The sequence below is a fragment of the Ningiella algicola genome, assembly GCF_028401415.2.
Lineage (GTDB): Bacteria > Pseudomonadota > Gammaproteobacteria > Enterobacterales > Alteromonadaceae > Glaciecola.
In genome coordinates this window covers 90,720-104,861 of sequence record NZ_CP171821.2, presented here as the reverse complement: position 1 = coordinate 104,861, position 14,142 = coordinate 90,720, and the positions used below count along the sequence as shown (strand labels likewise).

12 protein-coding genes are annotated in these 14,142 nt (G+C 41.2%); 8 read left to right on the top strand and 4 right to left on the bottom strand.

All coding sequences use genetic code 11. The features are described 5' to 3' along the window. Positions 1 to 411 precede the first annotated feature (411 nt). Positions 412 to 846, top strand: a complete 435-nt coding sequence (locus tag PN836_RS00480) for a nuclear transport factor 2 family protein (protein WP_395342293.1) — start codon at positions 412 to 414, stop codon at positions 844 to 846. A gap of 115 nt (positions 847 to 961) precedes the next feature. Here the strand turns inward: PN836_RS00480 and PN836_RS00475 are convergent, their stop codons facing one another. Beyond that, positions 962 to 2,380, bottom strand: coding sequence for a S41 family peptidase (locus PN836_RS00475; RefSeq protein ID WP_395342292.1), 1,419 nt, complete (start codon positions 2,378 to 2,380; stop codon positions 962 to 964). Between the two features lie 189 nt (positions 2,381 to 2,569). On the opposite strand from PN836_RS00475, the gene PN836_RS00470 reads away from it, so the two are divergent. Beyond that, positions 2,570 to 3,907, top strand: a complete 1,338-nt coding sequence (locus PN836_RS00470; RefSeq protein WP_395342290.1) for a tetratricopeptide repeat protein — start codon at positions 2,570 to 2,572, stop codon at positions 3,905 to 3,907. Between the two features lie 497 nt (positions 3,908 to 4,404). After that, positions 4,405 to 5,535 (top strand): serine hydrolase domain-containing protein, encoded by a 1,131-nt coding sequence (locus tag PN836_RS00465; RefSeq protein WP_395342288.1) that lies wholly within the window; start codon positions 4,405 to 4,407, stop codon positions 5,533 to 5,535. Between the two features lie 206 nt (positions 5,536 to 5,741). On the opposite strand, the gene PN836_RS00460 is transcribed toward PN836_RS00465, so the two are convergent. Together PN836_RS00460 and PN836_RS00455 are read right to left on the bottom strand one after the other, a co-directional pair. After that, positions 5,742 to 6,848, bottom strand: a complete 1,107-nt coding sequence (locus tag PN836_RS00460; RefSeq protein ID WP_395342285.1) for a serine hydrolase domain-containing protein — start codon at positions 6,846 to 6,848, stop codon at positions 5,742 to 5,744. 574 nt (positions 6,849 to 7,422) lie between these two features. After that, positions 7,423 to 8,301: a hypothetical protein gene (locus PN836_RS00455; RefSeq protein ID WP_395342283.1), complete on the bottom strand. Its 879-nt coding sequence runs from the start codon at positions 8,299 to 8,301 to the stop codon at positions 7,423 to 7,425. Between the two features lie 387 nt (positions 8,302 to 8,688). Between PN836_RS00455 and PN836_RS00450 the strand changes: the two genes are divergently transcribed. The 5 genes from PN836_RS00450 (at position 8,689) to PN836_RS00430 (ending at position 13,298) form a co-directional block, all read left to right on the top strand. After that, positions 8,689 to 9,975, top strand: coding sequence for an amidohydrolase (locus PN836_RS00450; RefSeq protein ID WP_395342280.1), 1,287 nt, complete (start codon positions 8,689 to 8,691; stop codon positions 9,973 to 9,975). Between the two features lie 263 nt (positions 9,976 to 10,238). Beyond that, entirely contained in the window at positions 10,239 to 11,237 is a 999-nt protein-coding gene (locus tag PN836_RS00445) for a helix-turn-helix domain-containing protein (RefSeq protein WP_395342278.1), read from the top strand. 112 nt (positions 11,238 to 11,349) lie between these two features. Continuing rightward, positions 11,350 to 12,009, top strand: a complete 660-nt coding sequence (locus PN836_RS00440) for a DUF4386 domain-containing protein (protein WP_395342276.1) — start codon at positions 11,350 to 11,352, stop codon at positions 12,007 to 12,009. Positions 12,010 to 12,454: 445 nt separating this feature from the next. Next, on the top strand, positions 12,455 to 12,682 hold the full coding sequence (locus tag PN836_RS00435) for a DUF2188 domain-containing protein (RefSeq protein WP_395342274.1): 228 nt from the start codon (positions 12,455 to 12,457) through the stop codon (positions 12,680 to 12,682). A 10-nt stretch (positions 12,683 to 12,692) separates the two neighbouring features. Continuing rightward, entirely contained in the window at positions 12,693 to 13,298 is a 606-nt protein-coding gene (locus tag PN836_RS00430; protein WP_395342272.1) for a hypothetical protein, read from the top strand. 498 nt (positions 13,299 to 13,796) lie between these two features. Here PN836_RS00430 and PN836_RS00425 read toward each other — a convergent pair whose 3' ends face one another. Next, the gene (locus PN836_RS00425) at positions 13,797 to 14,006 is read right to left on the bottom strand and encodes a hypothetical protein (RefSeq protein ID WP_395342270.1); all 210 of its coding nucleotides are present in this window, start codon (positions 14,004 to 14,006) and stop codon (positions 13,797 to 13,799) included. Between the last annotated feature and the right edge of the window lie 136 nt (positions 14,007 to 14,142).

Here is a 14,142-nt window from a genome sequence, read left to right as displayed (position 1 = left end):
AAACGGCAATGCTGATGGCTTGGTTTGGCATAGTCAGTGGCTTAGTAGCTATGTCGAGCAACATTACTAAAGAGGTTTTCGCTGATGTTTTTCTCCCTGCTTTTGCAGTATGCATCCTGACTTTGGTATATGGCTTGATGATCAAAACCTTTTGTTATTTCGCTAGCTTAAGAATACTGTCTTTCGACAAATAAGACCTTCGCTGCTCAATACGAAACAAATAAGATAGGTTCGTGGATTTCAATTATTTTACTATTCCGGCGACCGTTCGTGGTGCTGTCATGTACGTGAGTAACAATTACTGTTCAGTTCATGCTATCGCCCTATACATCCCATATAAAAATGCGTATGTTGACACACAAATACACTGTGTTAACCTCGAATATACGAGTATTTTACAAGTACTTATTCATGCAAAAATCTAAACTCATCATTCTATTCTTAGCATTATTTATATCAATTAGTTGCTTAAGTCGTGAATTCAGCGCAAGAGAACTTGCAGCTAAGAACATTGTCGATGCCGTAAACGCGAAAGATAGCGAAATGTACGTCAAAGATCTGGCCGATGATGTAGTCGTAACGATGTATAATGGCAAGGTAATACTGGAGGGATTAAAAGCCGTTAAAGAAAATAGAACCAAGCACTTTGACTTATATCCAGATGCGAGAAATGAATTAGTTCATATTGTACAAATTGATGACCGAGTGGTCATGCACGATTTGGTCTGGCTCTCTCAGGAACAAAGCGAGCCAGCTGATATTGTTGAAATCTTCACTTTTAAAGGAAGTACAATAACTCAAATTGACGTGATTCAATCACAAAATCTGAATATCAAGCGCGACTAGCGAAACTGGACGCCTATAGAATAAGCTCTTATTGCTTAATAACTGGGTCTAGGTCATTAGAATTTGAGTGCCGGCAGTTATCAATGCAGCCTTGATTCCTAGTCCGGATCAAAAATTAATATACAGTAGAAATCTCATTTATGACTAGCAACTTAGCCTGCTCCAGCATGAGATCTTTCCCACCCTCGTTTATCGCTGGTTGCAGAGCAATATCAGGACTTACCCCCTTTGGCGTGGTGTCTCCATTTGGCCTGACAATCAGCGATTTGGGAAAGCCTACTTTAATCTGTGTATTGTCCAAAAAGAAATGCTCCATTGAACCATAGGTTGTTGCGTAATCTGCGGTTGCTTGGCCAATAACGGTGCCAAATCCATAGTCTTTAACAATTGCTGCTACTGATACGGCGTTGGAGTAGCTTTTATTATCGATTAGCACAAAAACGGGTTTGCTAAATTGTTTGTCTTTGTGAGGGACTGAATCTGGAAGCGAGAACTCAAACCTTTCACCGTTAGCATGTTTTCTATAGAACTGGGCAAGTTTCAAACTCGTTTCATCTTTCTCTTCCATCGAGGCAAGACGTTCCAGGTTCGCTTTTTCTGCATGCTCACTCACTTTAATAAGAAATTTAGAAGCAAATCTGTACGGGCGGTCTGCAAACCAGGAAATCAAATAGTCGCTAAAAGAGTTAGTACCGCCGGGATTGCCTCTAACATCAATAATGAGTGCTTTTGCATCCTTTCGTCTAAATGTATCGAATGCCTCGTCAATGAAAGTGTAAAAAGCACTTGTATCCCATGAGTTTCCATTATCAATATCAACGTTGTAGAAAGGGCCTGGTTTTAAATAAGCAATTTGATTAGCAAGCATTTTTGCTTCCCGTGGCTTTGGTAGATCTTTCTCACTTTCTTCCGTTTCTTGTAGCGCGATTAAGATATCTTGCTGATCCCTGCTAAGTGCCTTTAACGGAAATACTTCCGCTTTATCACCTTGCTTGATGGTAATGCTGAACTCCTCTTTTTCTCCCACAATCAACCAGTGTAAAAAAGGAAGTTGTCCTTCAATAAGTGTATTGGCCAAAGCCTGATTATCGGCAGAAATATATGACGAATATTCGTTTATCCACTCTTCTATTGATGTGTTGTCAATGGCTGTAACTTGCATCCCTGGTTTCAAACCGGGTGTCTGTGAATAAACCTCTGAAATAAACACGCCTAGATCGTTAAATTCGACAAATAGCGGGATCATAGTTCCGCCACTAGCACGATAGTGCATAAAGTTTTGTATAGGTAAATCAATCCGTGAATGTCCAACATTTCCTAAGGCTACAAATCGCTGAAATAAGATTTCAATCTCTTTTTTATTCATAGGCTTAGTGATCTTGCTAGCAGTTTCGGCAAACGCTATTTGATAATCTTCCTTGCTTATATTTGCGTACAAATCGTAATGCGATGATTCCAGTTCAGTGAATAGTTGTCTCAAGTCTGCTTTAATTTCGTCAATAGGAAACAGCACTTCCTCGGTAGTTGAAGCCATTAGGGTACTGGCAAAGCAAACCAAGAGTGTGAACGTCAGTGATCGCAGCTGTAGTATGAAACTTAACATTGTTATTACCTGTGTATGAATTTCCGTTTATCATCTGCAAGAGACGCATAATTGTCCTGACAAAAACATGATATTGTGCTGACAAAGATAGCGACTAAATTATACAAGAGCATCTTAAGTGTGAGTGTTAATAGTTTGAAATTTAAAGTAAATAATTGGCTAATTGATTTGAGCACAGGTGAAATTCGTGCTGCAAATGACGACACTGACCCAAATGCACACAATAAAATTATTGGCCGAATAGAGCCTCAGTGTATCAAGTTTTTAAGCGTGTTGCTTGACCACCAAAAGCGTATTGTGGACAAAGATCAGTTGATTGAATCTATTTGGCCCGGTCAAGTTGTCACAGATGATGCGTTGACAAGATGCGTGTCACGCCTAAGAAAAGCCCTTAAAGATAATCCAAAAGAACCACTGTTTATTGAAACCATCCCCAAGCGTGGATATCGACTAATAGCAGAGGTCTCTGAATACATTGACAATACTCAGGATACAATACCTCAGGGCAGCGAGCCTACTAGAGTTCCAAAATCAGTTGAACCGCCTTTTTCAACAATCTCTGCCACACTGCGTTCGGCTCGTCCAAGTCTAATTGTATTATTGATAGCCGCCTTTGGTGTAGCTATTTACTTTTCTTCTTTACATAAAAACGATAATCACAATCTGGTCAACACGCCTAATAGCGAAGCACTTTTAGATAAAGCCGACGATTACTATTTTCGCATCCGAAGACAGGATAATGAAATGGCTATTGAGCTTTATCAACAAATAATTGCCTTAAAACCTGACTCTGGTGCCGGTCTGGCCGGACTAGCAAATGCCCTTGTTCAGCAAGTAATTCGATGGCCCAATCCTGCCAATACCGATGACCTGCGGATCACGACTTTAGGGCAAGCATTGAAAATGAAGTACATACGCACCGATACTTCCCAGCAAAAGTTGCAGCGTGCGCTTGCGTTAGCTCAGCGTGCGGTCACCATATCGCCTAAGCAATCTAGGACGCATAAAGCATTAGGCTTTGTTTACGGAGCAATGGGAGACTTTGACGACGCCATTGAAAGCTACCAAAACGCTATTGAAACAGGACAACTCGCCTGGGATGCTCTACTTAACATAGGTGATATACTTGAAATTCAAGGGCGGCTTGATGAAGCGATTGTCTATTACGAGCGCTCTTTTGATGCAATGTCTGAACTCTATAGCTCACAATCTGCGCGCATAGCGCCTTGGTACGCCGATGTTGGTGCTATGATAGGCGAAAAGCACCTAAGTCTTGGACAACTTCAAGATGCCGAAATTTGGTACCGGCATGTGCTAAGCTTTTCGCCGCTTAACAGCAGAGCGACTCGTGGTTTGGCGCTGCTGTTAGCGTCACAGGGTGATAGGGATAGTGCAAAGCTCATGTGCGATAAGTATTTAAATCGTGTCGGAGACAACATTTGTGAAGGTGTTTTTTGAGATGTTTAGCAAAGATGGTTAAACACTGTGAAAAGGCAATTAGAGCAGCTCTATCGCTAATAAAGCCGTTGTCCGCACTATTTATTATTCATAACTTAGTCGAAAAAAATTTGCAACGTATAATCGCTACTCACTCCCCTATTCTTTTGGCTTACCCGCGTGCAAAAATTTATCAGTTTGATGAAAACGGGATAAATGAAACTAAGTTCGAAGATACAGCTCACTATGCAGTGACAAAAACTTTTTGAACAAGCATCGACTCATGGTGCAAATCTTAATAGGTGAAGAGTAGCCTCCTATTCCAAGACGAGCTTCCCATTTATGAGCGCTAGAAGCTCGCAGTGTCGGTAAATGCTTAACAACTGTTGTTCTAACTCCGTCGTCCCAGCCATATCTAAAATAGCGCGAAATAATTGTAAGATTTCCAAATGTTCCTTCGTCATTACATTGAACCTTTAAACATTTATCCAGATATATGCGATGGTAAGGCTAATTCAATGTACAAATTCATTCCGATCATTCTGCTTTTCGTTTCACTATATTTTTACGCTCATGGCACTGATGATAGGAGCAATGGTCATCCCCTCGGACATGATGAACGCCTAAATAATCTAGAAACCCAGCTCAGCGAATTGAGAAAGCAACACCTTATTCCAGGAATGGCCGTTGGCGTAGTGAAGGATGGTGAATTACTGTGGAGTAAGAACTACGGCCATGCTGATGTTAGCAGAACCGTTCCAATAACCAATGACACTCCGTTTTGGATAGCGTCGATTACAAAAACCTTCGTCGGGCTAAGCTTTTTGCATTTAGCTGAACAAAATGAGATTAATTTAAATGACCTAGCGTCAGAAACACCTGATTTTCTCGCGCTTTGCGACTGGCTTTCAGAATCTGGCATTGCCTTCTCCAACGGACTTGATTGCGCTGAACCGATAAGCATCGATCATATTTTAAAGCATCAGGTCAACAAACCTGTAGGAACGAGCTTCATGTACAATCCTATTATGTACTCTAGGCTCTCGCGATATCTAGAGCACCTTCAAGGAAACGATGTCAAAGATATTGAAGGGAGACACAATTATCTTGCACAAAGTATCGACAAATACATCTTAAAACCGGCAAACATGCAGCGCACCATGGCCAGCATGTGGGATAGAAGCAAAATGGATGTTTTTTACGATTTATCAGACGGCTACAAGATCGATATTGAAAAAGGCTCTAAAACCAAACTAAGAACGCCTGAAAAGCACATCGCGGGAGGAGCAGGAGTGGTATCGACGCTTTCAGACTTGGTGAAATACGACGCGGCCATTTCATCTAAACTGATTGCACCTCACACAATCTTTGAAAAGCTTCATAAACCCGCCACCTTCAAGAATGGCGAGCAATCTGTGTATGGTTACGGCTGGTATTTTCAAACCTATCGTGGCGAATCATTAATGTGGCATTCAGGTTGGGATCCGGATGCTGGCTTTTCATCAATTATGATTAGGTTACCACAAAGGAACTTAAGTTTTATTATCCTTGCAAATAGCGAAGGTCTCTGGTGGCAAAACCCTATAGACCAAGCGCGGATTGAGCAATCTGAGTTTGTGCAGGCGTTTTTTAATACTGTCGTATTTTGAAAAGTTGTTTTGCAGTTGGCTGCAATCAAAAGCGATGTACATATTAGTTTAGATTGCAGCGCTCTGACCTGAGCTTCATATTTTATGATCGAATTGAAAGACATCGCTAGAACGCCATATTTCAGGTGTACTTACTTAACCATCAGCAAACAACAGGGCACAAGATTCGATTCTGGATAACATTAAACGATGTTCAGCCATATGCCTTATTTGCCCTTCAAAAACACCGGTAAAATAAACTTATCAAGCAGTTCAAAAGGTTGTTCGGTTTCGGGGAATTTTCCATAATTTTCCCCTGTAAACACTGTTACTAATTCAAGCTCTGGAAAAACCATTATGAATTGCCCTCCATTGCCCCATGCTTCATAGCTTATCAGCGGTTTGCCATTTATTTTGCGTTCAATTATTCGCCACAAATAGCCGTACCCTTCGCCGTACAAATCACTAACTGAATGCGGGTAAACACTTTTTTCTATCCAACGTTTAGAAACAACTTGCTGGCCATTCCAAGTCCCATTGTTTAAGTAGAGTTGCCCGATTTTTAGCATGTCTCTTGGTCTTAGCTGTAAGCCACCGCCGGTCATTGCTAAGCCCTGACTGCCCAGTGAATTAGTAATTGGCCATTTGTATTCTGTGATCCCCAATGGTTCAAATAGGTAAGTATTGCTAAACTCAGGGATGCGTTTTTTAGATCCTCTAGTAATCACATTACCCAATACCACTGCACCGCTAGTAGCGTAGGAAAAAGCCCTTCCGGGTGTATTTACCAGCGGCTGATCAAAGAAGAATTTTATCCAATCGTCACTATGGTACATCGCACTCTCATTACCTTTCACCCCACTAGTCATCGACAGCAGATGATGCAGACTTATGTCGAGTTTCTGCTCGCTCCATGCAGCGATCTTTCCCTCGTACTCCGGGAACATAGGCAACACTTTTTCATGTTCGGATGATAAGTATCCTTTGTCTATCGCGATGCCAACTAACACAGAGGTTATTGATTTGCTTGCTGAGCGTGTAGAGTGAATATCGTTGATGCCGAACTTACCGGGATACGCTTCAAAGACTAACTCGTTATTTTTTGCAATTAAAACACTGCTAATACCAACATACTTACCTTTTTCGATGGCTTCCATCATGTTCATCAGGAGGTTTGTATCGAAGTTTTTATCTGCTAGCGAGGACACTTGCCATCCATCACTGCGTTTTTGCGGTTTGAGCGTTGTTCCAGTTTCGTCAGTAGAAGCAAAGTGACAGCCAAAAACTGTCAGCAGAAAAACGGTAAAACAGAAAAATCGAAGGACTCTTGGCATAGTTATCTATTTGTATATTGAGACAATAACGATTTAATTGAACTTAATAAGAAATTTACAGCTAGTTTCGACAAATGGTAGTGAATTTTCTTCGGACGGCGCGCAATCATCAGCGGGGCATTTAATGAAATTCGCTCACAAACGATTATACGGAGCAGCAAGCTCAATAGAATACTCTTTTATGTGATCGCTTCTGATATCGACCGTGGACTACACGAACTAGCTAAGCATGGAAACATAGCCAAGGGATACATCTTGCTATGCGTTTATTGAGCGACCTTCAAACAAGAATAGACTTGTTGAACTGAGGTTTTGATCTATACCCGTGATCTCAACTTAACTTGATACTTTATGCAAGCTTCGCAACCGGTTGCTAGGTGTACTGTTAATGCTTGCCAGCGTTTTATCCCTCATACAGGTCGGATGGATTTATTTGTGCTTGTATTTGGTGTATTTATTCTATTCTACGACCTAAATTAAAAACCGTGCAAATCAAAACATGCTTTTTCAGGAAATTGACAATGCGGCTTGAATAGTAGTGACTGTAACAGCGCGAATGACAGAGTTTTTATACTTATAATGGCTCAACGTAATTTTTCACCATGGCAGAAAGACTAGCAATATCACCATTTTCGATCGCGTGTTGAAATTCAATCTTTGTTTGTACAACATCTTTAAACACTTCAGTTGGCAACGTTAATGCCAAATAATCAACATACTTTAGGTTATTCGGATCGCATATATTGTCTTCTCTCAGTGTACATGCTTTCGATGCTTTGCTATGCCAGGTCTTGAAAAATATTGAATTTGAATCGAATCTTCTTTCACAGTGATGACCATAATCACACGAGAGTAAATTCCAAGCTTTCTCGTGAACTGAAGATGTACTCATTATAGATATAATATGAAATGCGTCGGGATGCTTTGAACGAATACCTTCCTCAATTAACGCAATAAGTTCTTTCTCATTGAGGTCGGGACGTTTATCAAAAAACAGCATTTTGGCTAAAAAATACCCATTATCTCGAGCATTCTCAATCCATCGACCGGCATTGATAAGCGACTGAAGTTTAGGTGATGAAAATCCAGAGCAGCGTCGTTTTAATTCCATATCAAAGAGTGTTAACTTGCTTTCGAGCGCTTCATGATCAGTTAACAACACCGATGCGCATGTTAGAATGACTTTATCAAGATAGTATTGCGCCTCTCCATTCTCGCGTTTTGCACTCTCATACAGTTCATCTGCAAATTTAGAGAGCTTTGATTCGTATAAAAATCTATATTCTAACGGGGCATTGATGAACAGGTTGTGAGCAGCTGATGCTTCGTAAGCAGTTTCTAATGCGCTATTCAAACCTGCGCTATCAAATGCCTGCTCTTTTGCTATAGATGCATTTATCGCACTTATAACAACCGTGATTGCAGTAAATAGTTTTACCAATTCTAAATTCACATAATCCCCGGTTATTTAAGCTTTGACGCAAAAAGACACTTTTTGCATAAGCTATCCGTTTTCTTTTAGTGCATCAGCTGCCATGCAAATTTGATCTAGCCTTTATTGACCAGCGAAATCCACACAAATTGTCACCAGTACGTCCTATATTCTAACTATCATAGCGCCAATTCCGATCCGCTCAAAGAGCGATAAGATGATGTGTATGATCTCGACGCCACAATCAGCATATTTATGCGTTGCAATCGCCTGCCCCTGAGACTTTTCTTGCATGCGACTTTTTGCATGAAATAGCGGCTTCACATTTCTGAGTTGATTCTTGTATCGATAATCGCTATCAAGTAATGTAAAAGCTACTAACACACCCGTCATTCAATAGGAATTTGCATGCTCACGTCCTTATCTCGCCTCGCACTGATTACCGCTTTATGTTTCAGCACTCGCTCAATAGCACAAGAGCCCGTCACTATTTCATCGCAATTGGAACAGCAGGTGATTGAATGGCGCCGTGACTTACATCAACATCCTGAGTTGAGTAATCGAGAGTTTCGTACCTCAAAAGTTATCAGTGAGCACCTTAAAAGCCTTGGATTAGACGTGCAAACCGGAATAGCGCATACAGGTGTAGTCGGCGTGTTAAAGGGCGGTCAGCCCGGTCCAATCGTTGCGCTTCGTGCCGATATGGATGCACTTCCCGTAGTTGAACAAACCGATGTGCCGTTTAAATCAACCGCAATATCTGAATACCGTGGTAAAGAAGTGGGCGTGATGCATGCCTGTGGCCACGATTTGCATATGGCAATGTTAATGGGTGCAGCACAAAAGCTCTCCTCAATGAAGGATGAAATTCAAGGCACCGTTGTCTTTATTTTTCAGCCTGCAGAAGAGGGAGCACCAAAAGGTGAAGAAGGTGGCGCAGAGCTGATGTTAAAAGAGGGCCTATTTGATACCAATCGCCCAGAGGCTGTGTTTGGTATTCACGTGGGTTCAGCTTTACCTGTGGGTCACGTTGCATATCGCGAGGGGCCTTTAATGGCATCATCAGACCGTTTTGAGATCACCGTTAAAGGTCAGCAAACGCATGGTTCGCGGCCTTGGGGCGGCGTAGACCCCATTGTTACAGCGGGTCAAATCATCGGTAATACGCAAACCATCGTGAGTCGAAGAGTGGATATTACCAAAGCACCGGCGGTGGTAAGTTTTGGCATTGTCGAAGGCGGTGTGCGCAATAATATCATCCCAGATGAGGTGTATTTAGAGGGCACTATCCGTAATTTTGATATGGATAACCGTGCTCAGATATTTGAAGACTTAAAATCCACAGCGCAAATGACCGCGCAAGCAAGCGGTGCACAGGCGCATGTGCATATTGACGAAGGCTATCCAGTCACCATTAACAACCCTGAGCTAACGCGCAAGATGATACCCACTGTAGAGCGAGTGGCAGGCAAAGAAAAAGTCCACATTAGCCCTTTAATTACAGGCGCAGAAGACTTTTCGTATTACGCACTGGAGGTGCCGGGTTTGTTCGTATTTTTAGGCGTGACACCAGAGGGTGAAAACCCAGCTACTGCGCCTAGTAATCACTCTCCATTGTTTTTTGCAGATGAGAGCGCATTAAAAGTAGGTACTGAGATTTACGTGAATTGGGCACTGGATTATGCAAATCTGTAAAGCTCAATTTGAGTCAGAATTATCTTCTAAGATGTTCACATCTATCGAAAAAGTCATCGTTTTCGACGCGTCTTTAAATAACAGAGGGCGAGATAAAATCTCGTATAATTACTGATGTGTTAACGACGATAATCTATTCATTCAAGTTGGGAATCGCTAGCCTGGCTATTGCTCAGTCTTTACTAGGTAATAGGCGTGAGAAAAAATACTCTTACTACTTGTCTGGCATGCTTATATGCCTCTCTATACATACACTTGGAGATTTGTTAATAGCTTCAGGTGGATATCGGTTTTTCCCGAATTTCGTTGGCTTACAATGGCCTTTAGCAACGTTGATTGGTCCTGCATTTTACTTCTATGCCCGCTCTATGACGACTCGTGCCGATGCACTAAGCAGTAAATCAATTGCGTTAGCTTGTGTTGGCCCATTGCTGGGCATATTTGCATTGCTACCATTCGCTATAGGATTAAACGCCGAACAAAAACTCGCGTTGGCGAATCCCTTAACCCGCGACGCTGAGCTATACCAATTTGCTCTCATTACCTGTTTACTGTCAACTGTCATTTTTTTAGTCACTACTTTGCTTTATTTCGGTGCCACATATCGACTTACCATAAGACATACTGCCCAGCTAATGAACAGATTTTCTGATATAAATAAGAAATCATTAAGCTGGCTCCAGTCAATTCTTATTTTGTGGGGGAGTGTTTGGATACTTTACACAATCAAATATGTTTCGAGCTTCATAGGCGTTGATTGGGCGGGTTCTGCTTTTGTAATCCCGTTGCTGAATCTATTGTTACTTCTTGCGTTTGCTAACTTATCGCTTAATCAACCCATGTTATCTCACGAACATAAATCAGAAGAGAGTGAATCACTAACTAGAACGCCATCGCTCGAAATGAGCAGGATGGAACGTGTTGCCACAAAGTTGCATCACGCGATGCAACGCGAGCGGCTATTTTGTGAAAATGAACTAACACTCCATAGATTGTCAAGCGCAATCAACGTATCAGAAAACCATATTTCTGAAACCTTATCCCAATATTTAAACCTTAACTTTTTTAAGTTCATAAACCAGTATCGTGTCGATGAAGCTAAAACCTTGTTGGCAAACACAGAGCTCTCAATTGTCGATATATCTCTCGAGTCAGGTTTTAACTCGCGCTCTACATTTAATGCAGCATTTAAAAAAGCGGAAGGCTTAACACCATCACAATATCGTAAACAACTCACTGACTTAAATATATCTGAGATTTAAGGTACGAATAGGCCCATTTAGACGACTTTGCACTTAACATACGGCACGCTTTCCTGAGAAATCCAACTTATCTGTAAGGAAAGATCGAATGTCAAACGTTCACGCAGCGCGCTTGGTAGGCTTATTATTTATTATTTCTACCGGCTCCTATTTAACAGCAAGCGAATTAATTTCGGGCGTATTGAGCTCACCTAATTTTATTGAACATGTATTTCCCAGCAAAAATTTACTGACGCTAGCTGCACTATTAGAATTTATTAACTCTGCTTCCGTGGTAGGGGTTGCAATCGTCATGCTGCCCATTATCAGACCTTTCAGCCAGCGAATTGCTTTGACTTATCTTAGCTTCAGGATTGTTGAGGCTATAATGTTACTCACCGGTACTGTCGCGTTGCTATCTCTCATCACTCTTAGCGAAGAATTTCTCAAATCTTCAACAAGAGATGTTGAATACTTATTTATCTTGGCTGAAATGTTAAAAGACGAACGTTATTTTTCATTTCAACTTGGCATGATCCCATTGGCACTGTGTGGCTTTTCGCTCTGCATGACCTTTTACCAGTACCGTTTAGTACCTAGGTTGTTATCTGCGCTGGGACTGTTGGGCTATTTATTGCTATTGCTGAAAGTGACTTTTGATTTTTTTGCAATTAATTTCGGTGGTGAATATCTGTATATGCCTGGCGCACTATTTGAGCTGCTTTTGCCATTCTGGCTATTTATTAAGGGGTTTGGTTTAGCTGAAATCCAAACTGATAATATGCAGCATTAGTGCTTGCTTTAAATTACAATAGTTGCCGATTACTCTTGCTGCCAAAGCCATCATAAATATAGCACCGACAGAGATGGAGGCGATTGGTGGCGAGCTGAACACGCCTTTCAGTCCATGTACTAAATCGTCCCGGATGAACCGCACTAGCCTCAGACCCAGCATCCAATACAGCACGAGCACCACCCTCATAATTGTTTTGGTGGGGCCTGCACCTTTTGAGGAAAACATCCAAAATCGCCACGGGAAAAATTAGCGATATCAGACTTCTGACCATGATGAGCAATTTGATACAAAGAGACTTAATATGCTCAAGCCTACTCAATCTGTCGGACATCTTTCTTGGTTTAGTAATTGAACTAACCACTGTTTAAATATACACTTAAATGAAGAGTTCGGTGAATGCACTTGGCGAATTCGAAGGTTAATAAATATAAGGATTTTAGTTATGCCTAATAATACTCAGCATGTTGTCAGAGCTACAGATGGTGGTTGGGTTGTGAGAAAAGGTGGTAGCAGTAAAGCTACAAAGCATTTCGAGACTCAAGATGAAGCGATCATCTGGGGTAGAGAAATCGCTAAACATCAAAATGCAGAATTTTATGTTCATGGAAGAGACGGAAAAATTCGAGAAAAGAATTCTTACGGCAAAGATCCTCACCCCCCGAAAGGATAAAAAATCGTTCATGGATGAATTTGATTTAAATGTTTTTGTAAATTGCCCGTTTGATAATGAATACCGTCAAACATTGTTGGCGATGATATTCACGTTAAAGCACATTGGCTTGAAGCCGAGATTGTCGCTAGAGCGCGTTGACGCTGCTGAAACTCGAATTGATAAGATAGTAAATCTTATTAAACAATCAAAATTTGGTATTCACGACTTATCTCGAATGGTTTCACAAGAAAACAACGAAACGTTTAGAATGAACATGCCTTTCGAGCTGGGAATCGATTATGCCTGTCAAAAGCTTAGCGGTTTGCCTTGGAGCAAAAAACAAATCTTAATTTTGGATATAGAAAAATATAGATATCAAAGCGCGATATCAGATCTTTCCGGTTCAGACATCAGAAGTCATAATGACGACCCAATGAAAGCGATGATCGAGGTACGAGATTGGTTTAATATAATTTTGGAACAACGGATTGTGAGTGGAAAGAAAATTTGGGCCGATTACAACGACTTTCAAGCAGAGTTGTATGATGAGCTTATTGAGAAAGATGGTCATGATAGCGTTGAAGAGGTTGAAATAATGGAAATCACTCAGCATATGGATCGCTGGCTGGATTGAGCATTTTTAGGGATCCCCTTAATGAGTTTGCTACGTGATAAAGTGTTGCAGATGTTTGTAATGATGTTGCACTAATGGTGTAGGAGCCACGTCAACGGCGGCGTTCAATACCCTGTGTCAACTATACCCCTAGCCCTGCCATATAGGCATGAAGACTTGATAACTTCTAAACGTTGACACTCCCCAGTATGCATTCGATTTTTCGATTTGTTTAAACCCCTGCTTTCGAAGAACATATCTCATATGAAGAATCAGATAACCGTGTGCAAATACGATGACTTGTTTGTGCCTTCTCGCTAGGTCTGTCAGGTAGCAGGACGCCACTTGCGCACGATGTTTAGCTTGTGCGTATGACTCAAAACTCCCCTTTTTGCCCATCATCCAAAGAAAACGATTAAGATAAACCCATGTCCATGCTCGCAATTTAAAGGGCAATTTAAACCTCGGAATGTCCATCTCACGAAACAGAGCAGACGTAAAAATAGGATAGGTGTCCATTTAAATTTTGGCGCTATCAATCGCTCTTGGTAAATCGCTTGAAACAACATAAAAACCATCGAAGCGCTCGCGCAAATGAGTGTTAGGACGACTGCTGTCAGATACTAATGCATGATTGTAGTTTCTTACCCAATTTGCGAAACCCGCGGCATTTAACTTTTGATTGGAAGCACTTGCAGGTTTGCCATGGCGAACTAAAACGATTTCCATGAGCCCTTAAAAAATCCTAGATCCTATTATCATCGATAAATAAACAATTATTTGTAAAGTAAACATGCTCTGATTTTTTTGACGTTCTTGTGAATACGAGTTTTAAAATCCATTCTTTATTTAATCTGTGTCCGAC